Consider the following 23,567-nt stretch of genomic DNA (forward strand, 5'->3'; position numbering starts at 1 on the left):
GCCCCCGGCCCGCCGCTGCCGCTACCGCCGCCCGGCGCCGCGGGACCCGGGCTGCGGGTCCTGCGGTCGGGCGGGCGCGGCCCCGCCGCTGCCCGCAACGTCGGCTGGCGCGCCGCGACCGGCGAGTGGACGGTGTTCCTGGACGACGACGTGGTGCCCTCGGACGGATGGGCCGCCGACCTGGTCACCGACCTGGCGGGCCTGCCCGCCGACGTCGGCGGCTCCCAGGGGCGCGTCACCGTGCCGCTGCCGTCCGGCCGCCGCCCCACCGACTGGGAGCGCAACACCGCCGGGCTGGAGTCGGCCGCCTGGATCACCGCCGACATGGCCTACCGGCGCGACGCGCTCACCGCGACCGGCGGGTTCGACGAGCGCTTCCCCCGCGCGTTCCGTGAGGACGCCGACCTGGCGCTGCGCGTCCAGGACGCCGGATGCCGCCTGGTCCGGGGGGAGCGCCGGACCGTCCACCCGGTGCGGCCCGCCGGGTTCTGGGCGTCGGTGCGCGCCCAGGCGGGCAACCGCGACGACGCGCTGATGGCCCGCCTGCACGGCCGCGACTGGCGGACCCGCGCCCGCGAGCACCGCGGCCGCTTCGGCCGCCATGTCGCGACCACCGCCGCCGGGCTGCTGGCGCTGGCCGCCCTGCCCGCCCGGCGACCGGCCGCGTTCGGGGCCGCCGCCGTGTGGGCGGCGCTGACCGCCGAGTTCGCCGCCGCGCGGATCCGGCCGGGCCCGCGCACCCCCGACGAGATCGCCCGGATGCTGGTGACCAGCGTCGTGATTCCTCCGGTCGCCGTGGCGCACCGGCTCCGCGGCGAGCTCGCCCACCGCGGCGCCGGGCCGTGGAGCCCGTGCCCGGTGGTGCTGTTCGACCGTGACGACACGCTGATCCATGACGTGCCCTACAACGGCGACCCCGCCAGGGTCGAGCCGGTGCCCGGCGCGCGTGCCGCCCTGGACAGGCTGCGCCGCCACGGCGTCCGCGTCGGCGTCGTGTCCAACCAGTCCGGCGTCGCCAAGGGCCGTATCACCGCCGCCGACGTCGGCCGCGTCAACGCCCGCGTCGAACGCCTCCTCGGCCCCGTCGACGTCTGGGAGTTCTGCCCGCACGACGACGCCGACGGCTGCGCCTGCCGCAAACCCCACCCCGGGCTGATCGAACGCGCCGCCGCCCGGCTCGGCGTGCACCCCTCCGACTGCGTCGTGGTCGGGGACATCGGCAGCGACATGCAGGCCGCCGCGGCCGCCGGGGCGCGCGGCATCCTCGTGCCGACCGTCCGCACCCGCCCCGAGGAGGTCGGCGCGGCCCGCGAGGTCGCCCCCGACCTGGCGGCCGCCGTGGACCTGGTCCTGTCCGGCGCGCGACCGGGGAGGCCGCGATGAGGGTCCTGGTGGTCCGGCTCGACAACCTCGGCGACGTGCTGCTGTCGGGGCCGGCGGTCCGCGCGGTCGCCGCCCGCGCCGACGAGGTCGTGATGCTGTGCGGACCGCGCGGCCGGGCCGCCGCCGACCTGCTGCCCGGCGTGGACCGCGTCGTGGAGTGGTGCGCCCCGTGGATCGACCCCGAGCCCGGCCCCGTCGAGCGGGCCGAGGCCGAACGCCTGGTGGACCTGGTGCGCGACGCCGACCGCGCGCTGATCTTCACCTCGTTCCACCAGTCGCCGCTGCCGCTGGCGCTGCTGCTGCGGCTGGCCGGGGTACCGTGGATCGGGGGGATCAGCGACGACTACCCCGGCTCGCTGCTGGACCTGCGCCACCGCTGCGACGCCGACGTCCCCGAACCCGAACGGATGCTGGCGCTCGCCGCCGACGCCGGGTTCCCCACCCCGCACGACACGCGGCTGCGCGTCCGCGGGCCCCTCCCCGACGTCACCGCGCTCACCGGCGCGGCCGGCTACGTCGTCGTCCACCCCGGCACCTCGGTGCCCGCGCGGGCCTGGCCGCCGGAACGTTGCGCCGAGGCCGTGCGGGCCCTCACCGCCGCCGGGCACCGCGTCGTGGTCACCGGCGACCGCCGGGAGAAGGAACTGACCGCCCACGTCGCCGGGGTCGACGGCGTCGACCTGGGCGGCCGCACCACCCTGCCGGAACTGGCGGCGGTGCTGGCCGGGGCCGCTGCCGTCGTCGCGGGCAACACCGGCCCCGCCCACCTGGCCGCGGCCGTCGGCGCCCCCGTGGTGTCGCTGTTCGCGCCGACCGTCCCGGCGGCGCGCTGGGCCCCCTACGGGGTCCGCACCGTGCTGCTGGGCGACCAGAACGCTCCCTGCAAAGACAGCCGCGCGCGGGTCTGCCCCGTTCCGGGCCACCCGTGCCTGTCCTCGGTGACCGCCGACCGGGTGGCCGCCGCCGTGGAGGAGGTCACCGCATGAGAGTGCTGCTGTGGCACGTGCACGGTTCCTGGGCCACCTCGTTCGTGCACGGCCCCTGGACCAGCGTCGTGCCGGTCACACCCGACCGGGGGCCCGACGGACTCGGCCGGGCCCGCACGTTCCCCTGGCCGGACCGCGCCGTGGAGGTCCCGCACGACCGGCTGCGCGACGAGCACGTGGACGCCGTGGTGCTGCAACGTCCCCACGAGTTCCGCCTCGTGGAGGAGTGGCTGGGGCGGCGGCCCGGACGCGACGTCCCGGCCGTGTACGTCGAGCACGACACCCCGCACCGCCGCTTCGCCGACGCCGACCTTCCCGAGGAGGTCGTCCCCGACATCCGCCACTTCCTGCACGGCCGCTCCGACGTCCCGCTCGTGCACGTCACCCACTTCAACGAGCTGTTCTGGAACTCCGGACGCGCCCCCGCCACCGTGATCGAGCACGGCGTCGTCGACCCGGGCTACCGGTTCGTCGGCGACATGCCGCGCGCCGGGATCGTCATCAACGACCCGCTGCGCCGCGGCCGGACCACCGGCACCGACCTGCTGCCGCGGCTGGCCCGCCAGGTCCCGCTGGACCTGTTCGGCATGAACGTCACCGACGCGCCCCGCGCGCTCGGCCTGCCCGCCGAGTCGCTGTGGACGTTCGAGGACCTGCCCCAGGCCCGGATGCACGCCGAGCTGGCCCGCCGCCGCGTCTACCTGCACCCCTACCGCTGGACGTCGCTGGGCCTGTCCCTGATCGAGGCGATGCTGCTCGGCCTGCCGGTGGTGGCGCTGGCCACCACCGAGGCCGTGGAGGCGGTGCCGCCGGAGGCCGGGGTGCTGTCCACCCGGGTGGACGCCCTCGCCGACGCGGCCCGCGCGCTGGCCCACGACCCCGAACGCGCCCGCCAGCTCGGCAAGGAGGGCCGGGCCGTCGCCGCGCAGCGGTACGGCCTGGCCCGCTTCCTGCGGGACTGGGAGTGCCTGCTGAACGAGGTGATCCGATGAGAGTGGCCATGATCTCCGAGCACGCCAGCCCGCTCGCCGCGCGCGGCGGGCTGGGCGGCGCCGACGGCGGCGGGCAGAACGTGTTCGTCGCCGACCTGGCCGCCGAGCTGGGCCGCCAGGGCCACCACGTGACCGTCCACACCCGCCGCGACGACCCCGGCCTGCCCGGACGGGTCCGGTGCGCGCCCGGCGTGACGGTCGAGCACGTCCCGGCCGGCCCGGCCGCCGAGGTGCCCAAGGACGAGCTGGTGCGCTGGATGCCCGACTTCGCCTGTCACCTGGAGCGCCGCTGGGCGCAGGAACCGCCGGACGTCGTCCACGCGCACTTCTGGATGAGCGGCATGGCCGCCCTCTGGGCGACCGGGCGGCTGCCCGGCCCGAGCGTGCCGGTCGTGCAGACCTACCACGCGCTCGGCACCGTCAAGCGCCGCCACCAGGGGGACCGCGACACCAGCCCGCCCGACCGGGTCGACTGGGAGCGCCGGATCGGGAGGGCGGTCGACGCGATCATCGCGACCTGCTCCGACGAGGCCCGCGAACTCGCCGACATGGGGGTGCCGACCGACCACGTCGCGGTCGTGCCCTGCGGGGTGGACCTGGGGCGGTTCCGCCCGGACGGCCCCGCCGAGCCGCGCGCCGCCCGGCACCGGCTGGTCGCGCTGTCGCGGCTGGTGGAGCGCAAGGGCGTCGACACCGCGATCCGGGCGCTGGCCCACCTGCCGGACACCGAGCTGGTCGTCGCCGGTGGCCCGCCCGCCGACGCCCTGGACGCCGACCCCGAGGTGCGCCGGCTGCGGGACGTCGCCGCCGGGACCGGGGTCGCCGGGCGCGTGACGTTCACCGGGCGGCGCGGCCGCGACGAGGTCCCGGCGCTGCTGCGCTCGGCCGACCTGGTCGTCACGCTGCCCTGGTACGAGCCGTTCGGGATGGTGCCGCTGGAGGCGATGGCCTGCGGCGTCCCGGTCGTCGCCACCGCCGTGGGCGGCCACCTCGACACCGTCGCCGACGGCCGCACCGGGCTGCTGGTCCCGCCCCGCGATCCGGCCGGGGCCGCGCGGGCGATCGGGGACCTGCTGGCCGACGGCGACCGCCGCGCGCGGATGGGCGCGGCCGCGCTGCTGCGGGCGCGGCTCGACCACTCCTGGGAGCGCGTCGCCCGCGCCACCGCCGACGTCTACGACAGGGCCGGCCGGCGAAGGGAGGTGCGGGCATGACCGCCACGTCACAGCAGCGTGTCTCGCTGCGGCACGCGTCCACCGCCGAGGACGAGCGCCTGGCGGAGCTGGCGCGGGCCGCGCTGCGGTTCCGCGCCTGGACCCCGGTGCTCAACCGGTGGGGGGTGCGGCTGGCCCGGGTGCTGGACTCCGGCGGGCGGCTGCTGGCCTGCGGCAACGGCGGCAGCGCCGCCGAGGCCCAGCACCTGACCGCCGAGCTCACCGGCCGCTTCGAGGACGACCGGCGCCCGCTGTCGGCGATCCCCCTGCACGGCGACGCCTCGGCGGTCACCGCCATCGGCAACGACTACGGCGCCGAGCAGGTGTTCGCCCGGCAGGTCCGGGCGCACGCGCGCCGCGGCGACGTGCTGGTCTGCCTGTCCACCAGCGGGCGCAGCCCCAACGTGCTGGCCGCCGCGCGGCAGGCCCGGCGGCTCGGCGCGACCGCCTGGGCGATCACCGGGCCGGGCCCCAACCCCCTCGCCGAGGCGTGCGACGACGCGATCACCGTGGAGGCGGAACGCGCCTGCACCGTCCAGGAGATCCACCTGGCGGCGGTGCACCTGCTGTGCGCGGTCGTCGACCGGACGCTGGGGGGGAAGCGGTGAGCGGGCCCCTGGTCGTGATCGGTGACACACTGCTGGACGTGGACATCGTCGGGGAGGCCGCCCGGCTGTGCCCGGACGCGCCGGTGCCGGTCATCGGGCGGGCCGTGGAGCGGCCCCGGCCCGGCGGCGCGGGCCTGGCGGCGCTGCTGGCGGCGGCCGACCGGCCCGGCCGGGACGTGGTGCTGGTGACCGCGCTGGCCGACGACGACCCCGGCCACCGCCTGCGGGCGCTGCTCGCCCCGCACGTGGAGATGGTGGCGCTGCGGCTGGGCGGCGGCACGCCCTGCAAGATGCGGGTCCGCGCGGGCCGCCACCCGGTCGCCCGACTGGACGTCGGCGACGGCGAGGCCGCCGACGGGCCGGTCGGCCCGGCCGTCTCCGACGCCCTCGCCGAGGCCGGGACGGTGCTGGTGTCGGACTACGGGCGCGGCATGACCCGGCACCGGGCCGTGCGTTCCCTGCTGGAGCGCCTGACCGGCCGCACGCCGGTGGTGTGGGACCCGCATCCGCGCGGCGAGCCGCCCGTCCCGGGCGTCCGGCTGGTGACGCCCAACGAGGACGAGGCGGCGCTGCTGGCCGCCGCGCTGGGCGGCGACGGCGGCGGCACGGGCCTGTCGGCCGCCGCGCGCCGCGCCCGGTTCCTGGCCGGGACCTGGAACGCGGCGGGCGTCGCGGTGACGCTCGGCGCGAGGGGGGCGCTGCTGCACGACGGCGCGCGCACCCCGTTCCTGGTGCCCGCCGAGCCCGCCGAGGGCGACACCTGCGGCGCGGGCGACAGCTTCGCCGCCGGGGCCGCGCTGGCGCTGGCCGACGGCGGCGCCCTCACCGACGCCGTCGGCGAGGGGGTGCGCGATGCGTCCCGGTTCGTCGGCGCGGGCGGCGCGTCGGAGCTGGCCGCGCGGCTGGCCGAGACCGGCTCGCCCCGGACGCCGGCGCCGCGGGAGGCCGACGCGTTCGAGGTGGCCGAGCGGACCCGGCGCGCTGGCGGCACGGTGGTGGCGACCGGCGGCTGCTTCGACCTGCTGCACGCCGGGCACGTGAGCCTGCTCCAGCAGGCCCGGCGGCTCGGCGACTGCCTGGTCGTGTGCGTCAACTCCGACGCCTCGGTGCGCCGCCGCAAGGGGCCCGACCGGCCGGTCACCACCGCCGGGGACCGGGTGCGCGTGCTGCGGGCGCTGGCCGACGTGGACGCCGCCGTCGTCTTCGACGACGACACCCCGGCCCCGCTGCTGGAGCGCCTGCGGCCCGACATCTGGGTCAAGGGCGCCGACTACGCCGGGTCACCGCTGCCCGAGGCCGGCGTCGTGCGCTCCTACGGCGGCGAGGTGGTGCTGCTGCCCCTGCTGGAGGGCCGCTCCACCACCCGCCTGCTGTCGTCGGCGCGGTCGCCCTCGAACGGCTCGCCGGCCGGAGGGGCGCGATGAGCGTCCCACGCGCCCTGGTGTTGCGGGCCCTCGGCCTCGGGGACCTGCTCACCGGCGTCCCCGCGCTGCGGGCGCTGCGGCGCGGGCTGCCCGACCACCGGATCACGCTGGCCGCCCCGCGCGCGCTGGAGCCCCTGGCCCTGCTGTCGGGGGCGGTGGACGAGGTGGTGCACAGCGTCGAGCTGGCGCCGCTGCCGCCGGTCGACGGCGTCGACGTCGCCGTGGACCTGCACGGCTGCGACCCGGCCAGCCACGACCTGCTGCGGCCGTCGCGGCCCCGGCGGCTGCTGGCGTTCGCCCATCCCGACTCGCCCGACATCGACGGGCCGCCGTGGGACCCCGAGGAGCGCGAGGTGCGCCGCTGGTGCCGCCTGGTGTCGTGGTACGGGTTCCCCGCCGACCCCGGCGACCTGGACCTGCCCGCGCCGCCGTGCGCGTCGCCCGCGCCCGGCGCGGTGGTGGTGCATCCGGGTGCGGCGTTCCCGTCCCGCCGGTGGCCTCCCGAGCGCTTCGCGGCCGTCGCCGCCGCCCTGCGCGACGACGGGCACCGCGTGGTGGTGACCGGCGGGCCCGACGAGACCGCCCTGGCGCGGCGCGTCGTCGAGGGCGCCGGGCTGGACCCCGACGCCGACCTGTCCGGCCGGACCGGCCCGCTGGAGCTGGCCGCGCTGATCCGCGAGGCGCGCCTGGTGGTGTGTGGGGACACCGGCACGGGGCATCTGGCCACCGCCTACCGCACCCCGTCGGTGCTGCTGTTCGGCCCGACCCCGCCCGCCTGGTGGGGGCCGCCGCCGGGGCGGACCCGGCACCGGGTGCTGTGGGCGGGCCGCAGGGGCGACCCGCACGGCCGCGTCCCCGACCCCGGGCTGCTGGCGATCCCGGCGGCCGTCGTCACGGACACGGCACGGCGGACGCTCGCCCTCCACCACAACTCTCTGGAGGCGACATGACAGGTGAGACGACAGACGAGACGACGGCCGACATGACGGGGGACACGGCGGGGGAAACAGCGGGGGACACGGCGGCGGGTCCGGCCGGGCGGCGTGCCGTGGTGACCGGCGGGGCCGGCTTCCTCGGCTCCCACCTGTGCGAGACGCTGCTCGACCGGGGGGCCGCGGTCGTGTGCCTGGACAACCTGCTGACCGGCACGGCCCGCAACATCGCGCACCTGCGCGCGCGGCCGGGGTTCCGGTTCGCGCACTGCGACCTCACCCGGCCGGTGGACGTGCCCGGGCCGGTGACGGAGGTGTACCACTTCGCCTCGGCGGCCTCGCCCGCCGACTACCTGCGGCTGCCGATCCAGACGCTGGAGGTCGGCAGCCAGGGCACCCGCAACGCCCTGGAGCTGGCCGAGCGCAAGGGCGCGCGGTTCGTGCTCGCCTCCACCTCCGAGGTCTACGGCGACCCCCTGGAGCATCCCCAGAAGGAGAGCTACTGGGGCAACGTCAACCCGGTCGGCCCGCGCAGCGTCTACGACGAGGCCAAGCGGTTCGGGGAGGCGCTGACCTCGGCGTTCCGGCACGCGCGCGGGCTGGACACCGCCATCGTGCGGATCTTCAACACCTACGGCCCCCGGATGCGGCCCGACGACGGCCGCGCCGTCCCCACGTTCCTCGGGCAGGCCCTCACCGGCGCGCCGCTCACCGTGACCGGCGACGGCTCCCAGACCCGTTCCATCTGCTACGTCGACGACACGGTGCGGGGCGTGCTGGACCTGGCGGCGTCCGACCACCCGGGGCCGATGAACATCGGCAGCCCGTTCGAGACCTCGATGCTGGACCTCGCCCGGCTGATCATCGAGATGACCGGGTCGCGGTCGCGGATCCGGTTCATCGAACGCCCCGTCGACGACCCGGCGGTGCGCCGCCCCGACACCACCCTCGCCCGCCGGGTCCTCGGCTGGGAGCCGCGGGTCTCGGTGGAGCAGGGGCTGCGCGCCACGATCGAGTGGTTCGTCAGGGAACTGGGCGTCCCGCGGAGCGCCTGAGCACGGCGACCGGCCCGGCGGCGCCCCCCCGGCAACGGTGGCCAGGTCCCGCCGGGCGTCGTCCGTGCCCGTGCGCTCCGGGGGTCAGTGCGCGCTGGAGGCCGACCAGATGTTGATCCCGGCTTCCACCGCGTCCTTGTCGATCGCGTCCAGCTCCTCGGCGGTGAACTCCAGGCGGTCCAGGCTCGCCACGTTCGCCTCCAGCTGGGCGACGCTGCTGGCCCCGATCAGCACCGAGGTGACCCGGCGGTCGCGCAGCGCCCAGGCCAGCGCCAGCTGGGCGAGGGACTGGCCGCGCCGGGCGGCGATCTCGTTCAGCGCCCGGACGTGCCGCAGGGTCTCCTCGGTGAGCAGGTCCGGGGACAGCGACTTGCCCTGGCTGGCGCGCGACCCCTCCGGTATCCCGTCGAGGTACCTGTCGGTGAGCATGCCCTGGGCGAGCGGGGAGAACGCGATGCAGCCCACCCCCTCCCGTTCCAGGGTGTCCAGCAGGCCGCCCTCGATCCAGCGGTTCAGCATCGAGTACGACGGCTGGTGGATCAGCAGCGGCGTGCCCATCTCCCGCAGGATCGCGGCGGCCTCGGCGGTGCGTTCGGGGGAGTAGGAGGAGATCCCGGCGTACAGGGCCTTGCCGGACCGGACCGCCCGGTCCAGCGCGCCCATCGTCTCCTCCAGCGGCGTCTCGGGGTCGAAACGGTGGCTGTAGAAGATGTCGACGTACTCCACGCCCATCCGCTTCAGCGACTGGTCGAGGCTGGCCAGCAGGTACTTGCGCGATCCCCACTCGCCGTACGGGCCGGGCCACATGTCGTAGCCCGCCTTCGTTGAGATGACCATCTCGTCGCGGTAGGCGGCGAAGTCCTCGCGGAGGATCCGGCCGAAGTTCCTCTCCGCCGAGCCGTACGGCGGGCCGTAGTTGTTGGCCAGGTCGAAGTGCGTGATGCCGAGGTCGAACGCCCGGCGCAGGATCGCCCGCTGGGTGTCCAGCGGGCGGTCGTCGCCGAAGTTGTGCCACAGCCCCAGGGACACGGCGGGCAGTTTCAGCCCGCTGCGCCCGCACCGGCGGTACTGGATTCGGTCATAGCGGTCGGCTGCCGCTGCGTAGGTCATGACCGTGATTGTCGCAGCGGGCCGTCCGGCGTCCCGCGCCGCCTCAGCGGTCGCGGCGCAGCGCCGTCCACTGGAGCGCGGCGAACCCGGCGACCACGACGGCCTGCATGACCGCCCACACCGAGCCCAGGGTGTTCAACGACAGCCAGCCGGTGACCACGGCGACCACGCTCAGGACGGTCCACAGCAGGTTGGCCTCGACCACCGCCCGCACCGCGACGCGGCGGGGGCGGCCGGGCATCGAGACCGCCCACACGGCGGCCGCGTACACCAGCAGGAACGCGCCGATCGCGCGGCCCGGCCCGGCGGGCAGCCCGAGCAGGTCGGCCACGGGACCGGCCAGGGCCAGGTAGACCAGGCCGTTCACGCCGGTGACGACGGCGTCCAGCCGGAGCGCCAGGCGGAGCATGGGGCGGGCGGCGGTAACGGACGAAACGGTGGTCATCGGGGTTCCCCTTCCGGGAGGTCCGCGTGTCGCTGACATCTCCGACGCTAGGGGGAGGAGGATCGGGGAAACGATTACCTCGCGGGTAGGCCCCGGGAAGACGGAGCGAGGAGACATGATGGGCGTGCTGTTCGAATACTTCCGCGCGGCCGACCGCGGCGCGGCCCTGGTGCTGCTCGGCCCGGACGGCGACCCGCCCTCGGCCCCGAGCGCCACCACCGCCGACGCGCTGCGCGCCGAGGGGATCGACTCGACGGTCATGCTGGGGCAGCTGGTGGCGCTGGTCCGCGAGGTGCCGTGGGACTCGGACCTGGTGCGCGTCGACCTGGTGTGGCCCGAGTCCGAGCCCGACGCCGCCGACGCCGGGGACCTGGCGGAGGACTCGCCGTGGAACAGCGGCGTCACGGTGGAGGAGCTGGACGACGGGCTGCGCGACGACCTGGCCGCCGTGCCGGACGCCGAGCTGCCCGCCCTCGCCGGGCGGTGGGCGCGGATCGAGCGGACCGACGAGCTCACCGACGACGCCGACCCCGAGGCCCTGGCGGCGCTGCTGGCGCAGCTGGTGGGGCTGGCGCGCCGGGCCCGCGACGACGGCGACCACCTGTACTCCTGGTGCTCGGTCGAGGTGTGACCGCCCGGGCCGCCGGGCGTCGGGGCCGGGGCGCGGTCAGTCGCGGGGCAGCTCCCGTCTGAGGAGCTTGCCGGTCGGGTTGCGGGGCAGCTCGTCCAGGAACACCACGTCGCGCGGCACCTTGTAGCGGGCGAGGCGCGCGGCCACGTGCGCGCGCACCTCGTCGGCGGTCAGGTCGCCGACCACGAACGCCCGCAGCCGCGTCCCGAACTCCTCGTCCGGCACCCCGACGACCGCCGCCTCCCGGACGGCCGGGTGTGCCGACAGCAGCTCCTCGACCTCGCCGGGGTACACGTTCTCGCCCCCGGAGACGATCATGTCGTCGGCGCGGCCGTCCACGAACAGCCGTCCCGCCGCGTCCAGGTGCCCGAGGTCGCCGACCTCCATCAGCCGTCCCACCTCGGTCCGGCCGCCCCCGCCGGTGTAGCCGCCGAACCGCGCCGGGGAGTCCACGAAGATCCGGCCGGTGATGCCCGCCGGGACGCGCCGCCCGTGCCCGTCCAGGACCGCCACGACCGTGCCGGCCGGCGGGCGGCCCACGCAGCCGGGCGCTGCGGCCAGGTCGGCGGGCGTGGCGATCGTGACGCAGGACGCCTCGGTGGAGCCGTAGAAGTTGTAGAGCCTCGGCCCCAGCGCCGCCAGCGCCCGCCGCGCGAGCGGGGCCTCCAGCGGCGCGCCGCCGGTCAGCACCACCCGCAGCCCCGACAGGTCGGCCGCCGCCGTCCCGGGCAGGTCCAGCAGCCGTCTCAGCATCACCGGGACCGCGACGAACGCCGTGCAGCGGTGTCCCACCAGGTCGTCGAGGACGGCGGCGGCGTCGAACCGGCGGCGCAGCACCAGCGTGGAGCCGACGCCGAGCGCCAGCAGCGCCATCGTCAGCCCGAGCCCGTGGAACATCGGCGGCCCCACGAACACCGCCTCCCCGCCGCGCAGCGGGACCTTCGACAGGATCCCGCCGGGCAGCGCCACCGAGGGCCCCTGGTGGCGCGGCGCGCCCCTGGGCCGCCCGGACGTCCCGCTGGTCAGGATGACCATCGCGCCCTGCCGCGACGGCGCGGGCGGGGGAGCGGGGTCCCCCTCGGCGATGAGCGCGTCCAGGTCGCCGTCCCCCGCGTCGCGCCAGGCCGTGAACGCGCCGTCGCGTAGCTCCAGCCCCTCGGCGACGGCGGCGAACTCCTCGTCGTACACCAGCGCGGTCACGCCCTCGCGTTCCACCGCGTCGCGCAGTTGCGGGGCGGCGAAGTCGGTGTTGAGGAACAGCACCGACGCGCCGGTCTTGGCCCCGGCCGACATCGCCTCCAGCAGGCCCCGGTGGTTGCGGCACAGCACCCCGACCGTGGAGCCGACGCCGATCCCGCGCGCCCGCCAGGCGTTGGCGAGGGCGTTGCAGCGCCGCTCCAGCTCACCGAACGTCAGCGCGCCGCGCTCGTCGACCAGCCCGGTCCGGTGCGGGAAGCGGCAGGCGGGCAGCGTCGTCGCCGCGCCCAGCGGGCCGTACCCGCGCAGCGCCCGCAGCGTCGCGGCCAGCGCCGTCGGGGACGTCGGCCCGAGCATTCCGGCGCGCAGCGCGGCGCGCAGGCCGTTCAGCTCGGCGACGATCCGGGGAAGGGAGACCATGCCCCGGATCGTAGGGAACAGCGCTACAAACAGACAAGAGTTGTAGCGCTGTTCCTCCGGTGTCCGGGTCAGGCCGCCGGGCGGAACGCGTCGGCGTTGCCGGCCGCCCACTCCGCGAACGTCAGCGCCGGGCGTCCCAGCACCTCCGGCACCGTCGGCGCGACCGTGTAGCCGATCTCGGGGGTGTTGCCGAGCGCGTCCACCAGGAACTCGATCAGCTCGGCGGCCATCCCGTCGGCCGCCCACTTCTCCCGGGCCTCCTGCTCGGTCAGCTCGACGAACGCGATGTCGCGCCCGACCGCCCCGGCCAGGATCCGCACCTTCTCCGCCGTCGTGATCGCCTCGGGCCCGGTCAGCACCAGCTCCCGGCCCGCGTACCCGCCCTCGGCCAGCACGGTCGCGGCGACCGCGCCGATGTCGGCCTCGTGGACCATCGCGCTGAGCCGCCCGCCGAACGGCTCGCGCACCACGCCCTCGGCCCGCACGCTCTCGGCCCACCACAGCAGCGTGTTGCCCATGAACTCGACCGGGACGAGCATCGTCCACTCCAGGTCGCTCGCGGTCAGGGCCTTCTCCAGCGCTCCCTCGTCGCGCCCGCCGAGCAGGGTCACCCGCCGCACGCCCTTGCGGACCATCAGGTCCACCAGCTCCGGGCCGTTGTCGAGGGCCCCGTACCCGTCGCCCGCGAAGTTGATCAGGTGGACCCCCGTGACGCCGTCGAACGCGGCCTCCAGGGACCCGGTGTCGGCCAGGTCGCCGCCGACGACCTCGACGCCCGCGGGCAGGTCCGCCTTCTCGGGGGTGCGGCTGAGCGCGCGCACGTCCCGTCCGAGCCGCAGCAGTTCCGCCACCACGTGCCGACCGACCATGCCCGTCGCACCCGTCACCAGGAAGGTCATACCGTAACTCCTTTTCCAGAGCGGAACGTTCTGTTCCCATAGTAGCAGAACGGAACGCTTCATTCCACAAGAGAGAGCTACCGTTGTCGCGGTCACCGGAGAAAGGGGCGGGAGGCGGATGGGCGACCGGGCGAGAACGCTCACCGAACGGCTGGAGGCCGCCCGGTGGGGCGGCGAACCGCTGCCGTCGTGGCCCCTGCTGTTCCGGGAGCACATGCGCATCGGCGCGTTGTGGGCGCGCCACCTGGGGCTGCGGGCCACGGTCTTCGACATCCCCGGCGAGGTCGCGCCCGGGATCGAGGCCGACGCCGCCCTCGTCCGGCGGGTCGACGAGACGCTGGCGAACGCGTACGCGAGCCACGACGACCGCCGGTCGGCGCGATGGGCCCTGGCCATGGCGGCCGTCCGGGACGAGGGCGCGGCGCTGCCGGACCTGCCCGACCCCTACGAACCGTTGATCATGCTGTTCGAGCGGGGCGGCTCGTTCGCCCGGGACTGCGCGGGCGTCCTGTGGGAGGTCGGGTTCGTCGGCGTCCCGCGCCGCAGGTACCTGGACGGCGAGGGCGTCACCGAGCCGGTCGCCCCTCTGGACCACGCCCTGCTGGACGCCTACGACCTGGACCGCGCCGCCCGGGACGCCCGCTGGCCCGGCGGGGCGAGCGCGATCCGCGAGGCCCTGGACGCGCTGCGGTCCCGCTGAGCGACCGGCCGTCCGCCCTCGGACGGGACGGCCCGCCTGGTCCCGCGCGCCGAACCGGTGGACCTGCCAGGCGGGCGCGGGCTGCCCTTCGGGGAGCCCGGCCTGTTCGTCGCTACGGTCGCCGGCCATCTGGACCGGCACGTCGCCGTCCCGGCGTGACCCCGCGGAGGGGTGGGCGAATAGCATGATCATGATGAGTGACGAGAACATCGGGGCCGCTGCCGTCCGTACCGCCACGCCCGGCGACCTGGACGGGATCGCCGACGTCCTGGCCGACGCCTTCGCCGACTACGCCTACACCCGCTGGGTCATCCCCGCCGACGACCACGAGCGGCGGCTGCGCGCGTTGCAGCTGTACTTCGCCGAACGGGTCGCGCTGCCCTACGGCAGCGGCTGGGTGGCGGGGGAGGGGGTGCCGGAGGCCGTGTCGCTGTGGACGCGGCCGGACAGCGAAGTCCCCGCCGAGCTGTTCACCGCCCCCGAGGTGCTGGAGCTGTACGGCGACCGGGTCGCGCGGGGCATGGCGTTCGAGGAGGCCATGGGCCCGCACCGGCCCGCCGGGCCGTGCTGGTTCCTGGCCTCGATCGGGGTGCGCCGCGACCGGCGGGGCGCCGGGCTCGGGGCCGCGGTGCTGCTGCCCGGGCTGGAGGCCGCCGACCGCGACGGCCACGACGTCTACCTGGAGACCTCCGACGAGCGCAACGTCCGCTTCTACCGCCGCTTCGGCTTCGCGGTGACCGCCGAGACCGACCTGCCCGACGGCGGCCCGCGGAGCTGGGGAATGCTGCGGCGGGCCGGCTGAGGGCCCGCGCCTATACTCGTTCGGTAAAGCGAACGGGTGAGGGAAAGGGACGGGTGTGAACGCTCCAGGCGAGTCGGTGCGGGAGACGCTGGCGACCAACCTCCGGCGCGTCCGGGGCGAACGGGACCTGTCGCTGTCGGAGCTGGCCCGCCGCTCCGGCATCGGCAAGGCCACGCTGTCGCAGCTGGAGGCCGGGTCGGGCAACCCGACCATCGAGACGGTCTTCAGCCTGTCGCGGGTGCTGGCCGTCCCCATCTCCGACCTGCTGGACCCGCCGCGCGCCGCCGGCCTGACCGTGGTGCGCGGCGCGGACGTCGAGGTGCTGCGCGGCCAGGGCGTGGACCTGCGCCCGCTGCGCGGCATCGAGTCCGGTGAGGCGATCTTCGAGGTGTACGACCAGCAGGTCAGGGCCGACTCGCGGCAGGACTCGCTCGGCCACGTCGGCACCGAGCACACCATCGTGCAGGCCGGGCGGCTCGGCGTTCGGGTCGACGGACGGGAGGTCGAGCTCGGCCCCGGCGACTACGTCGGGTTCGACGCGCTGCTGCCGCACTCCTACACCGCCCTCGACGGCCCCGTCCGCTCGGTGCTGCTCCTCCAGTACCGCGCTGACCAGCGGCTTCACTCGGCGCCCACGCGGTTGCCCTGCCTGCCGGAAAAAGAGTGACCCGGTGCGCCCGGGGGCGTTGACACTGGTCGGCCGGGAGGCATAGCCTCCGAAGCGTTCGGTTTACCGAACGTTCATCGGAGGTGAGCATGCGGGTCGTGGTGCTGGGCGCCGGGATCGTCGGCGCGGCCTGCGCGCGCGAGCTGGCGCGGGCCGGGCTGGCGGTGACCGTCCTGGACCGCGGCGGCCCGGCGGCGGCGACCACCGCGCACGGCGAGGGCAACGTGCTGGTGTCCGACAAGGGCCCCGGCCCCGAACTGGAGCTGGCCCGGATGTCGCGGCGTCTGTGGGAGGAGGCCCTCGCCGAGGCCGCCGGGCGATCGGACGCCGACCGGGTCGAGTGGGATCCCAAGGGCGGCATCGTCGTCGCCACCACCGACGCCGGGGCCCGCGGCCTGGAGGAGTTCGCGGCCGGGCAGCGCGCGGCGGGCGTCACCGTCGAGACCCTGGACGCCCCCGGCCTCGCCGCCGCCGAACCCCAGGTGACCCGCGACTTCGCGCTCGCCGTCCACTACCCCGAGGACGCCCAGGTGCAGCCGGTGGGCGCGGCGGCGTTCCTGCTGGGCGACGCGCTGCGCGCCGGGGCCGGGCTGCGCACCGGCGTGGAGGTCCTCGGCGCGGTCACGCGCGGCGGCCGGATCACCGCCGTCCGCACCTCCGCCGGGACCGTCGAGGGCGACGTGTTCGTCAACGCGGCCGGCCCCTGGTCCGGCGCCGTCGCCGAACGCCTCGGCGCGCCGGTCGACGTGCGGCCCCGGCGCGGCGAGGTGCTGGTCACCACCCCGCAGCCGCCCACCGTCTTCCACAAGGTCTACGACGCCGACTACGTGGGCGCGGTCGGCAGCGGCGCCGAGGAGCTCCAGGCGTCGGCGGTGGTGGAGTCCACCCGCGCCGGGACGATCCTGCTGGGCTCCTCCCGCCGCCGCGTCGGCTTCGACGACCGGATCCGCCCCGAGGTGCTGTCGGTGATCGCGGGCAAGGCGCTGCGGCTGTTCCCCCGCCTGGCCGGGGTCCCGGTGATGCGCGCCTACGGCGGCTTCCGCCCCTATGTCCCCGACCACCTGCCGGTCATCGGCCCCGACCCGCGCCTGCCCGGCCTGTGGCACGCCACCGGCCACGAGGGCGCCGGGATCGGCCTGTCGGTCGGCACCGGACGCGTGCTGGCCGACCTGCTGCTGGGCCGCGAGCCGGAGATCGACGCGGGGCCGTTCCGGGTGGACCGGCCCGCCGTGCTGTTCGAAGGAGACGACCAGTGAGCCCCAGACTCGTCCGGGCCGACCGCGACGCGGTCCGCCGCCGCGACACGCCCCTGAGCATCACCGTCGACGGCGACGCGCTGTCCGGCGTCGCGGGCCAGACCATCGCGGGCGTGCTGCTGGCCAACGGCCGCCGCGCCTGGCGCGCCGGGCCGTCGGGCGCACCGCGCGGGGTGTTCTGCGGCATCGGCGTGTGCTTCGACTGCCTGGTCACCGTCAACGGCGAACCCGACGTGCGGGCCTGCCGCCGCCGCGCCGCCGACGGCGACCAGGTCGCCACCCAGTCGAGGGAGGCCCGGTGAGCCGGAACGTCGTCATCGTCGGCGCGGGCCCCGCCGGGCTGGCCGCCGCCGCTGCCGCCCTGCGCGCCGGGGCCCGCGTCACCCTGCTCGACGCGGCCGAGTCCCCCGGCGGGCAGTACCACCGGATGCTGCCCGAGGCGTTCGCCGCCGAGCGCCCGGGCCGGCTGCACCACGGCTGGGCCGCGTTCGACCGGGCCCGCCGCCACGTGCTGGGGCACCCGCGCTGCACCTGGCTGGCCGAGACGTCGGTGTGGTCGCTGGAACGCCGCGACCCCGGCGACGCGCGGCCCCCGCGCGTCCACCTGGTGCACGGCCCCGACGGCGCCGGACGCGACCGGTCCGTCCTCGACCCGGACGCCCTCGTGCTGGCCACCGGCGCGCACGACCGCGTCCTGCCGTTCCCCGGCTGGGACCTGCCCGGCGTGTTCACCGCCGGGGCCGCCCAGGCCCTGGCCAAGGGCGAACGCCTCGCCGTCGGCGACGAGGTGCTGGTCGCCGGGTCCGGGCCGTTCCTGCTGCCGGTCGCCGCGTCCCTGCTGGAGGCCGGGTCCCGCGTGCGGGGGGTGCTGGAGGCCAACCCCGCCGCCACCGTCCTGCGCGGCTGGGGCGCCCGACCCCGGGAGCTGGCGTCCCAGCCCGGAAAGGCCGCCGAGCTGGCCGGGTACACCGCGCTGCTGGCGCGCCACCGCGTCCCCTACCGCACGGGCCGCGCCGTCATCGCCGCGCGCGGCGACGGACGCGTGGAGGAGGCCGTCACCGCCCGGCTGCGCGCCGACTGGTCGGTGGTCCCCGGCACCGAACGCGCCGTCCCCGTCGACGCCGTGTGCGTCACCCACGGCTTCAGCCCCCAGCTCGAACTGCCGCTCGCCGCCGGATGCGCGCTGCGCGACGGGCCGGAGGACGGCACGGCGTTCGTGGACGTCGACGACGACCAGCGCACCACCGCCCCCGGCGTCCACGCCGCCGGTGAGATCACCGGCGTGGCCGGGGCGCCCGCCGCCCGAGCCGAGGGGCTGCTGGCGGGCTGGCTCGCCGGGGGAGGATCCCCCGACGCGCCCGAGCTGCGCGCCGTGCGCCGCCGCCGCGACCAGGGCCGCGCGTTCGCGCGCCGCCTCGCCGCCGCCCACCCGGTCGGCGACGGCTGGAAGAGCTGGCTGACCCCGCGGACCGTGGTCTGCCGCTGCGAGGAGACCACCTACGGCGCGCTGTGCCGCGCCGCCGACGACCCGGCCGGCGGCTCCGACCGCGCCGTCCGGCTCGGCACCCGCGCGGGCCTCGGCCCCTGCCAGGCCCGGATCTGCGGGCCCGCCGTGGCCGCGCTGCTCGGCGGCCGGGTCACCCGGACCGCCACCCCGCACCACCGACCCGTCGCCCAGCCGATCCGGCTCGGCGAACTGGCACGACCCCCCAAGGAGGGCACCCCGTGAGCAAGGAGAAGGTCACCGGCCTCGGCGGCGTCATCGTCGCGACCGCGCTCCCCTACAAGGAGGACGCGTCCGCGCCCGCCGGGCTGGCCGTGGACTACGACCGCTACGCCGAGCACTGCCGCTGGCTGGTCGACAACGGCTGCCGCGGCGTCGGCCCCAACGGCTCCCTCGGCGAGTACTCCTCGCTCACCGACGAGGAGCGCCGCCGCGTCGCCCGCACCGCCGTGGAGACCGTCGGCGACGACGGCGTGGTGGTGGTCGGCGTCCACGGCCCCGGCTCCCACCAGGCGAGGCACTGGGCCGAGGTCGCCGCCGAGGACGGCGCGGACGGCGTGCTGTGCCTGCCGCCGACCATGTACCGCGCCAACCCCGGCGAGGTCGTCGCGCACTTCGAGGCCGTCGCCTCGGTCGGCCTGCCGGTCATGGTCTACAACAACCCGATCGACACCAAGGTCGACCTGACCCCCGAGCTGCTCGCCGAGATCGCGCAGATCGACAACGTGGTGGCCGTCAAGGAGTTCTCCGGCGACGTGCGCCGCGTCCTGGAGATCCGCGAGAAGGCCCCCGGCGTCGAGGTGGTCGCCGGTGCCGACGACGTCACCCTGGAGGCGCTGCTGATGGGCGCCACCGGATGGTTCGCCGGGTTCCCCAACGTGTTCCCCGCCGAGTCCGTCGAGCTGTACGAGCTGGCGCTGCAGGGGAGGGTCGCCGAGGCCCGCGAGCTGTACGAGCCGCTGGTCGCCGCGTTCCGCTGGGACTCGCGCACCGAGTTCGTGCAGGCCATCAAGCTCGGCATGGAGATGGTCGGCCGGTACGGCGGCCCGTGCCGCCCGCCGCGCGGCCCGCTGGTCGAGGAGCACCGCGCGGGCGTCACCGCCGACATGGAACGCGCCATCGCCGCCCTCCGGAAGAGGAGGGGCGCATGAGGTCGGTCCGGACCATCAGCGCCGTCGACTCCCACACCGAGGGGATGCCGACGCGCGTGGTGACCGGCGGCGTCCCGGTGATCCCCGGCGACACCATGGCCGAACGCCGCCGTCACGCGATCGAGCACCTGGACGGCCTGCGCCGCTTCCTGGTGGACGAGCCGCGCGGGCACCCGGCGATGAGCGGCGCGATCCTCCAGCCGCCCACCCGGCCGGACGCCGACTGGGGCGTGCTCTACATCGAGGTGAGCGGGTTCCTGCCGATGTGCGGGCACGGCACCATCGGGGTCGCGACCGTGCTGGTGGAGACCGGCATGGTCGAGGTCACCGAACCCGAGACCGTCGTGCGCCTCGACGCGCCCGCCGGGCTGGTGGAGGCCCGCGTCCGGGTCCGCGACGGCCGCGCCGAGCAGGTCACCCTGCGCAACGTCCCGTCGTTCGCCCTGGACCGGGACGCCCGGGTCGAGGTGCCGGGGCTCGGCGAGGTCCGCTACGACATGGCCTACGGCGGCAACTTCTACGCCATCGTGGACATCGAGAGCGTCGGCCTGCCGTTCGACCGCGCCCGCAAGGACGACATCCTGCGCGCCGGGCTCGACATCATGGCCGCGGTCAACGAGCGGAACCGCCCGCGCCACCCCGCCGACCCGCTGATCGGCGGCTGCAAGCACGTGCAGTTCCTCGCGCCCGGCTCGGACGCCGAGCACTCGCGCAACGCCATGGCGATCCATCCCGGGTGGTTCGACCGGTCGCCCTGCGGCACCGGCACCTCCGCCCGCATGGCCCAGCTCCACGCGCGCGGCGAACTGGCCCTGGACACCGAGTTCGTCAACGAGTCGTTCATCGGCACCCGCTTCACCGGCCGCCTGGTCGGCACCACCGAGGTCGGCGGCGTGCCCGCCGTCGTCCCGGAGTTCTCCGGCCGCGCCTGGATCACCGGCACCGCCAACTACCTGCTCGACCCGAGCGACCCGTTCCCCGAGGGCTTCGTCCTCTGAGACCCGCCCCCTGACGGCGGTGTCCCCGCGGTCCCGGCCCACGGCGCCCGCCCGGCGGCTCGCGCCGTGACCGTGCCCGGGCGAGTGCGGCACCGCTTCGCGATCCGCCCGGTGCGGCTCGCCTCCGGCGTCGCCTCACCGGCCGGGTCACGCGCTCGCGCGACGGCCGGGGGCCACCGGAGAACAGATCCCAACGCCCCGAAGGGGCAACCGGCGGCCCCAGGGCCGCCGTTCACCGCGCGTCCGCCGACTCCGGGCGCGCGGTCACCCCCATCGCATCCCCCGCACCCATCCGGGAGGGACCCCCATGTCCCGAGTCATGCCAGAAACCGGCTCCGGTCCGGCCCCCGCCGGGCGGACCGGAACCTTCTCCAGGGCGGGCGTGTTCCGCCTCAAGCCCGTCGACTCCTCCGAGCAGGAGACCGAGGGCGGCCTCAGGCGCACCATGGGCCTGTGGCAGCTGGTCGCCCTCAGCCTGGGCGGCCTGGTCGGCGCGGGCGTGTTCTCGCTGGCCGGGGTCGTCGCCCACGAGGACGCCGGACCCGGCGTGATGATCTCGTTCCTGATCGCGATCATCGCCAGCTCCGCCGCCGCCCTGTGCTACGCCGAGTTCGCCGGAATGATCCCGAAGGCCGGCTCCGCCTACACCTACTCCTACGCCACCCTCGGCGAGCTCGTCGGCTGGGCGATCGGCTGGGACCTGCTGCTGGAGTACACCGCGATCGTCGCGGTCGTCGCCATCGCCATCTCCGGCTACCTGTCCTACCTGTGCGAGCAGATCGGCCTCGACCTGCCGACCTGGGCGCTGGGCGCGCCCGGCACCGGGGCGGGCCACAAGGTGGACCTGTTCGCGGCGCTGCTGTGCCTGCTGCTGGCGTTCGTGCTGTCGCGCGGCACCCGCGAGTCGGCCCGCTTCGAGACGATCCTGGTGGTCGTCAAGCTCGCCATCGTCGCGCTGGTGCTGGTCGTCGGCGCCTTCCACATCTCCGGCGGCAACTACACGCCGTTCCTGCCGTTCGGCATCAGCGGCGCGGTCGCCGGGGCCGCCACCACGTTCTTCGCGGTGTACGGCTACGACGCGATGAGCGCCGCCGCCGAGGAGAGCGCCGAGGCCAAGAAGGTGCTGCCCAGGGCGATCGTCATCTCGCTCGGCATCGCCGCCGTCATCTACCTGCTGGTCTGCCTGGTGATGCTGGGCATGCAGAGCTACCAGGACATCGACACCAGGAGCCCGTTCTCCAGCGCCATGTCCTCGGTCGGCCTGGCCTGGGTCGGGACGATCATCGCGGTCGGCGCGGTGCTCGGCATCGCCAGCTCCGCCCTGGCCAACATGCTGGCGGTCACCCGCGTCTGGTTCTCGATGAGCCGCGACGGGCTGCTGCCCGCCTACTTCGCGCGCAACCACCCCACGCGGGCCGTGCCGACCCGCGTGATCTGGATCGTCGGCGTCGGCTCGGCCGTCATCGCCGGGCTGCTGCCGATCCGCGAGGCCGCCGACCTGACCAACATCGGCATCCTGTCGGCGTTCATCGTGGTGGCGCTCGCCGTCATCGTGATGCGCCGCACCCGCCCCGACCTGCCGCGCGGCTTCCGCACCCCGTGGGTGCCGGTCGTCCCGCTGGTCGGCGTCGCGTTCTCGGTCTGGCTGATCGCCAACCTCGACTGGGTCACCTGGGCCCGCTTCGCGGGCTGGATGGTCCTTGGCATGATCGTGTACGCGTTCTACGGTTACCGGCACTCGGCGGAGAACCGCCGCGCCGCCGACCCGACCCCGCCCGCGACCCCCGAAGGGAGCAGCACATGACCCCGGACCAGGCGGTCACCGCCGCCGCGTCCGCCGCCGCCGGCTGGGCGGGCACCCCGCCCGCCGCGCGCGCCGAGGCCCTGGAGGCCGTCGCCGCCGCGCTGGAGGCGGCCCGCGCCGAGCTCGTCGGGCTGGCCGCCGCCGAGTCGCACCTTCCCGACGCGCGGCTGAACGGCGAGCTGACCCGCACCACCTTCCAGCTCGGGCTGTTCGCCGAGCTGGTCCGCGAGGGCGCCCTCCACGACGCCCGCATCGACCGGCCCGACCCCGACTGGCCCACCGGCCCCCGTCCCGACCTGCGCCGCTACCGCGCGCCGATCGGCCCGGTGCTGGTGTTCGCCGCCAGCAACTTCCCGTTCGCGTTCAGCGTCGCCGGCGGCGACACCGCCGCGGCGCTGGCGGCGGGCTGCCCCGTCGTGGTCAAGGCCCACCCCGGCCACCCCCGGCTGTCGCGCCGCACCGCCGAGATCGTCGCCAAGGCGCTGCCCGAGGGCGTGTTCGGCCTGATCGAGGGGGAGACCGAGGGCGTGGAGGCGCTGCGGCACCCGGCGCTGGCCGCCGCCGCGTTCACCGGCTCCGAACGCGGCGGGCTGACCCTGGCGAGGATCGCCGCCGAACGCCCGGTGCCGATCCCGTTCTACGGCGAGCTCGGCAGCGTCAACCCGGTCGTGGTCACCCCGCGCGCCGCCGCCGCCCGCGCCCGGGAGATCGCCGAGGGGTACGTCGGGTCCCTCACCCTGGGGGCGGGCCAGTTCTGCACCAACCCCGGCCTGCTGTTCGCGCCCGCGTCGCTGGTGGAGCACCTCACGCCGCTGGTGGCCGGGGCCCCGGCCGCGCCGATGCTCAACGACCGCATCGCCGCCGGGTTCGTCGACACCGCCGCCGCCCTGGCCGAACGCCCCGGCGTCCGCCGCGCGGTGTGGCCGGAGGACGTCCTGCGGCCCCGCCTGCTGACGATGGACCTGGCGGCGTTCCGGGCCGACCGGGACGCGGCGCAGGAGTGCTTCGGGCCGCTCGGGCTCGTGGTGACCTACGACGACCTGGCCGAGGTCGCGGACGCCGTCGCCGCGCTGCCCGGCCAGCTCACCGCGTCGCTGCACGCCGAGCCCGACGAGGCCGCCGACCTGGCGGCCCTGGCGGCGACGCTGGTCGACCGCAGCGGCCGGGTGCTGTGGAACCAGTGGCCCACCGGCGTGTCGGTCACCTCCGCCATGCAGCACGGCGGGCCGTTCCCGGCGACCACCGCGCCGCTCACCACCTCGGTGGGCACCGCCGCCGTCGAACGGTTCCTGCGCCCGGTGGCGTTCCAGAACTGGCCGCCGGAGCTGCTGCCGGAGCCGCTGCGCGACGACAACCCCTGGAACGTCCCGCAGCGGACCGGCTGAGCCG

Annotated in this window: 23 protein-coding genes; 19 read left to right on the forward strand and 4 right to left on the reverse strand. The window is 76.2% G+C overall.

The window, feature by feature from the left end:
- From AKI01S_RS13840 to AKI01S_RS13875, 8 genes are all read left to right on the forward strand, one after another.
- On the forward strand, positions 1 to 1,383 hold a 1,383-nt coding region (locus AKI01S_RS13840), incomplete at its 5' end, for an HAD-IIIA family hydrolase (protein ID WP_067816208.1).
- Positions 1,380 to 2,369 carry a glycosyltransferase family 9 protein gene (locus AKI01S_RS13845; RefSeq protein WP_067816211.1) on the forward strand — a complete coding sequence of 330 codons (990 nt, stop codon included), beginning with the start codon at positions 1,380 to 1,382 and terminating at the stop codon, positions 2,367 to 2,369. The genes AKI01S_RS13840 and AKI01S_RS13845, both read left to right, overlap by 4 nt.
- Complete coding sequence (locus tag AKI01S_RS13850) at positions 2,366 to 3,361, forward strand: glycosyltransferase (RefSeq protein ID WP_067816214.1); 996 nt, start codon at positions 2,366 to 2,368, stop codon at positions 3,359 to 3,361. The genes AKI01S_RS13845 and AKI01S_RS13850 overlap by 4 nt, the downstream gene beginning before the upstream one ends.
- Positions 3,358 to 4,575, forward strand: coding sequence for a glycosyltransferase (locus AKI01S_RS13855; protein WP_067816216.1), 1,218 nt, complete (start codon positions 3,358 to 3,360; stop codon positions 4,573 to 4,575). The genes AKI01S_RS13850 and AKI01S_RS13855 overlap by 4 nt, the downstream gene beginning before the upstream one ends.
- The gene (locus AKI01S_RS13860) at positions 4,572 to 5,183 is read left to right on the forward strand and encodes a D-sedoheptulose-7-phosphate isomerase (RefSeq protein WP_083999530.1); all 612 of its coding nucleotides are present in this window, start codon (positions 4,572 to 4,574) and stop codon (positions 5,181 to 5,183) included. Before AKI01S_RS13855 ends, AKI01S_RS13860 begins: the two co-directional genes overlap by 4 nt.
- Positions 5,180 to 6,607: a D-glycero-beta-D-manno-heptose 1-phosphate adenylyltransferase gene (rfaE2, locus tag AKI01S_RS13865; RefSeq protein WP_067816219.1), complete on the forward strand. Its 1,428-nt coding sequence runs from the start codon at positions 5,180 to 5,182 to the stop codon at positions 6,605 to 6,607. The genes AKI01S_RS13860 and rfaE2 overlap by 4 nt, the downstream gene beginning before the upstream one ends.
- Positions 6,604 to 7,557, forward strand: coding sequence for a glycosyltransferase family 9 protein (locus AKI01S_RS13870; protein ID WP_067816221.1), 954 nt, complete (start codon positions 6,604 to 6,606; stop codon positions 7,555 to 7,557). Before rfaE2 ends, AKI01S_RS13870 begins: the two co-directional genes overlap by 4 nt.
- 32 nt (positions 7,558 to 7,589) lie before the next feature.
- Positions 7,590 to 8,594 carry a UDP-glucuronic acid decarboxylase family protein gene (locus AKI01S_RS13875; RefSeq protein WP_067816224.1) on the forward strand — a complete coding sequence of 335 codons (1,005 nt, stop codon included), beginning with the start codon at positions 7,590 to 7,592 and terminating at the stop codon, positions 8,592 to 8,594.
- 84 nt (positions 8,595 to 8,678) lie between these two features.
- Here the strand turns inward: AKI01S_RS13875 and mgrA are convergent, their stop codons facing one another.
- Both mgrA and AKI01S_RS13885 read right to left on the reverse strand, forming a co-directional pair.
- Entirely contained in the window at positions 8,679 to 9,704 is a 1,026-nt protein-coding gene (mgrA, locus tag AKI01S_RS13880) for an L-glyceraldehyde 3-phosphate reductase (protein ID WP_067816227.1), read from the reverse strand.
- A 43-nt stretch (positions 9,705 to 9,747) separates the two neighbouring features.
- Complete coding sequence (locus tag AKI01S_RS13885; RefSeq protein WP_067816230.1) at positions 9,748 to 10,149, reverse strand: hypothetical protein; 402 nt, start codon at positions 10,147 to 10,149, stop codon at positions 9,748 to 9,750.
- A 118-nt stretch (positions 10,150 to 10,267) separates the two neighbouring features.
- Here AKI01S_RS13885 and AKI01S_RS13890 point away from each other — a divergent pair, with 118 nt between their 5' ends.
- The gene (locus AKI01S_RS13890) at positions 10,268 to 10,780 is read left to right on the forward strand and encodes a hypothetical protein (RefSeq protein WP_067816315.1); all 513 of its coding nucleotides are present in this window, start codon (positions 10,268 to 10,270) and stop codon (positions 10,778 to 10,780) included.
- 36 nt (positions 10,781 to 10,816) lie between these two features.
- Here AKI01S_RS13890 and AKI01S_RS13895 read toward each other — a convergent pair whose 3' ends face one another.
- Both AKI01S_RS13895 and AKI01S_RS13900 read right to left on the reverse strand, forming a co-directional pair.
- Entirely contained in the window at positions 10,817 to 12,397 is a 1,581-nt protein-coding gene (locus tag AKI01S_RS13895) for an AMP-binding protein (RefSeq protein ID WP_067816233.1), read from the reverse strand.
- Positions 12,398 to 12,465: 68 nt separating this feature from the next.
- Positions 12,466 to 13,296, reverse strand: a complete 831-nt coding sequence (locus AKI01S_RS13900) for an NAD(P)H-binding protein (protein ID WP_067816237.1) — start codon at positions 13,294 to 13,296, stop codon at positions 12,466 to 12,468.
- A 118-nt stretch (positions 13,297 to 13,414) separates the two neighbouring features.
- Here AKI01S_RS13900 and AKI01S_RS13905 point away from each other — a divergent pair, with 118 nt between their 5' ends.
- From AKI01S_RS13905 to AKI01S_RS13950, 10 genes are all read left to right on the forward strand, one after another.
- The gene (locus AKI01S_RS13905) at positions 13,415 to 13,996 is read left to right on the forward strand and encodes a hypothetical protein (RefSeq protein ID WP_067816239.1); all 582 of its coding nucleotides are present in this window, start codon (positions 13,415 to 13,417) and stop codon (positions 13,994 to 13,996) included.
- 193 nt (positions 13,997 to 14,189) lie between these two features.
- A complete protein-coding gene (locus tag AKI01S_RS13910; RefSeq protein ID WP_067816318.1) occupies positions 14,190 to 14,798 on the forward strand; it encodes a GNAT family N-acetyltransferase in 609 nt (202 codons plus the stop codon).
- 55 nt (positions 14,799 to 14,853) lie between these two features.
- Positions 14,854 to 15,465 (forward strand): helix-turn-helix domain-containing protein, encoded by a 612-nt coding sequence (locus AKI01S_RS13915; protein WP_067816242.1) that lies wholly within the window; start codon positions 14,854 to 14,856, stop codon positions 15,463 to 15,465.
- An 89-nt stretch (positions 15,466 to 15,554) separates the two neighbouring features.
- Positions 15,555 to 16,721, forward strand: a complete 1,167-nt coding sequence (locus tag AKI01S_RS13920; RefSeq protein WP_067816245.1) for an NAD(P)/FAD-dependent oxidoreductase — start codon at positions 15,555 to 15,557, stop codon at positions 16,719 to 16,721.
- The gene (locus AKI01S_RS50490; RefSeq protein WP_067816248.1) at positions 16,718 to 17,023 is read left to right on the forward strand and encodes a (2Fe-2S)-binding protein; all 306 of its coding nucleotides are present in this window, start codon (positions 16,718 to 16,720) and stop codon (positions 17,021 to 17,023) included. Before AKI01S_RS13920 ends, AKI01S_RS50490 begins: the two co-directional genes overlap by 4 nt.
- Positions 17,020 to 18,450, forward strand: coding sequence for an FAD/NAD(P)-dependent oxidoreductase (locus AKI01S_RS13930; protein ID WP_067816251.1), 1,431 nt, complete (start codon positions 17,020 to 17,022; stop codon positions 18,448 to 18,450). The genes AKI01S_RS50490 and AKI01S_RS13930 overlap by 4 nt, the downstream gene beginning before the upstream one ends.
- The gene (locus tag AKI01S_RS13935; protein ID WP_067816254.1) at positions 18,447 to 19,376 is read left to right on the forward strand and encodes a dihydrodipicolinate synthase family protein; all 930 of its coding nucleotides are present in this window, start codon (positions 18,447 to 18,449) and stop codon (positions 19,374 to 19,376) included. The genes AKI01S_RS13930 and AKI01S_RS13935 overlap by 4 nt, the downstream gene beginning before the upstream one ends.
- Positions 19,373 to 20,374, forward strand: a complete 1,002-nt coding sequence (locus tag AKI01S_RS13940; protein WP_067816258.1) for a proline racemase family protein — start codon at positions 19,373 to 19,375, stop codon at positions 20,372 to 20,374. The genes AKI01S_RS13935 and AKI01S_RS13940 overlap by 4 nt, the downstream gene beginning before the upstream one ends.
- A gap of 307 nt (positions 20,375 to 20,681) precedes the next feature.
- Complete coding sequence (locus AKI01S_RS13945) at positions 20,682 to 22,178, forward strand: amino acid permease (RefSeq protein WP_245681615.1); 1,497 nt, start codon at positions 20,682 to 20,684, stop codon at positions 22,176 to 22,178.
- Positions 22,175 to 23,563: an aldehyde dehydrogenase (NADP(+)) gene (locus AKI01S_RS13950; RefSeq protein ID WP_067816264.1), complete on the forward strand. Its 1,389-nt coding sequence runs from the start codon at positions 22,175 to 22,177 to the stop codon at positions 23,561 to 23,563. The genes AKI01S_RS13945 and AKI01S_RS13950 overlap by 4 nt, the downstream gene beginning before the upstream one ends.
- Positions 23,564 to 23,567 lie beyond the last annotated feature (4 nt).

This window comes from Actinomadura kijaniata NBRC 14229 (genome assembly GCF_001552175.1).
In the GTDB taxonomy this organism is placed as follows: domain Bacteria; phylum Actinomycetota; class Actinomycetes; order Streptosporangiales; family Streptosporangiaceae; genus Spirillospora; species Spirillospora kijaniata.

Excerpts from the sequence above, each read along its gene's own strand:
- AKI01S_RS13945 (WP_245681615.1), top strand. The coding sequence starts at position 20,682 with ATGTCCCGAGTCATGCCAGAAACCGGCTCCGGTCCGGCCCCCGCCGGG.
- AKI01S_RS13860 (WP_083999530.1), top strand. The coding sequence starts at position 4,572 with ATGACCGCCACGTCACAGCAGCGTGTCTCGCTGCGGCACGCGTCCACC.
- AKI01S_RS13870 (WP_067816221.1), top strand. The coding sequence starts at position 6,604 with ATGAGCGTCCCACGCGCCCTGGTGTTGCGGGCCCTCGGCCTCGGGGAC.
- AKI01S_RS13855 (WP_067816216.1), top strand. The coding sequence starts at position 3,358 with ATGAGAGTGGCCATGATCTCCGAGCACGCCAGCCCGCTCGCCGCGCGC.
- AKI01S_RS13850 (WP_067816214.1), top strand. The coding sequence starts at position 2,366 with ATGAGAGTGCTGCTGTGGCACGTGCACGGTTCCTGGGCCACCTCGTTC.
- AKI01S_RS13940 (WP_067816258.1), top strand. The coding sequence starts at position 19,373 with ATGAGGTCGGTCCGGACCATCAGCGCCGTCGACTCCCACACCGAGGGG.
- AKI01S_RS13905 (WP_067816239.1), top strand. The coding sequence starts at position 13,415 with ATGGGCGACCGGGCGAGAACGCTCACCGAACGGCTGGAGGCCGCCCGG.
- AKI01S_RS13890 (WP_067816315.1), top strand. The coding sequence starts at position 10,268 with ATGGGCGTGCTGTTCGAATACTTCCGCGCGGCCGACCGCGGCGCGGCC.
- AKI01S_RS13885 (WP_067816230.1), bottom strand. The coding sequence starts at position 10,149 with ATGACCACCGTTTCGTCCGTTACCGCCGCCCGCCCCATGCTCCGCCTG.
- AKI01S_RS13895 (WP_067816233.1), bottom strand. The coding sequence starts at position 12,397 with ATGGTCTCCCTTCCCCGGATCGTCGCCGAGCTGAACGGCCTGCGCGCC.
- mgrA (WP_067816227.1), bottom strand. The coding sequence starts at position 9,704 with ATGACCTACGCAGCGGCAGCCGACCGCTATGACCGAATCCAGTACCGC.
- AKI01S_RS13900 (WP_067816237.1), bottom strand. The coding sequence starts at position 13,296 with ATGACCTTCCTGGTGACGGGTGCGACGGGCATGGTCGGTCGGCACGTG.
- AKI01S_RS13845 (WP_067816211.1), top strand. The coding sequence starts at position 1,380 with ATGAGGGTCCTGGTGGTCCGGCTCGACAACCTCGGCGACGTGCTGCTG.
- AKI01S_RS13950 (WP_067816264.1), top strand. The coding sequence starts at position 22,175 with ATGACCCCGGACCAGGCGGTCACCGCCGCCGCGTCCGCCGCCGCCGGC.
- AKI01S_RS13910 (WP_067816318.1), top strand. The coding sequence starts at position 14,190 with ATGAGTGACGAGAACATCGGGGCCGCTGCCGTCCGTACCGCCACGCCC.
- AKI01S_RS13920 (WP_067816245.1), top strand. The coding sequence starts at position 15,555 with ATGCGGGTCGTGGTGCTGGGCGCCGGGATCGTCGGCGCGGCCTGCGCG.
- AKI01S_RS13875 (WP_067816224.1), top strand. The coding sequence starts at position 7,590 with ATGACGGGGGACACGGCGGGGGAAACAGCGGGGGACACGGCGGCGGGT.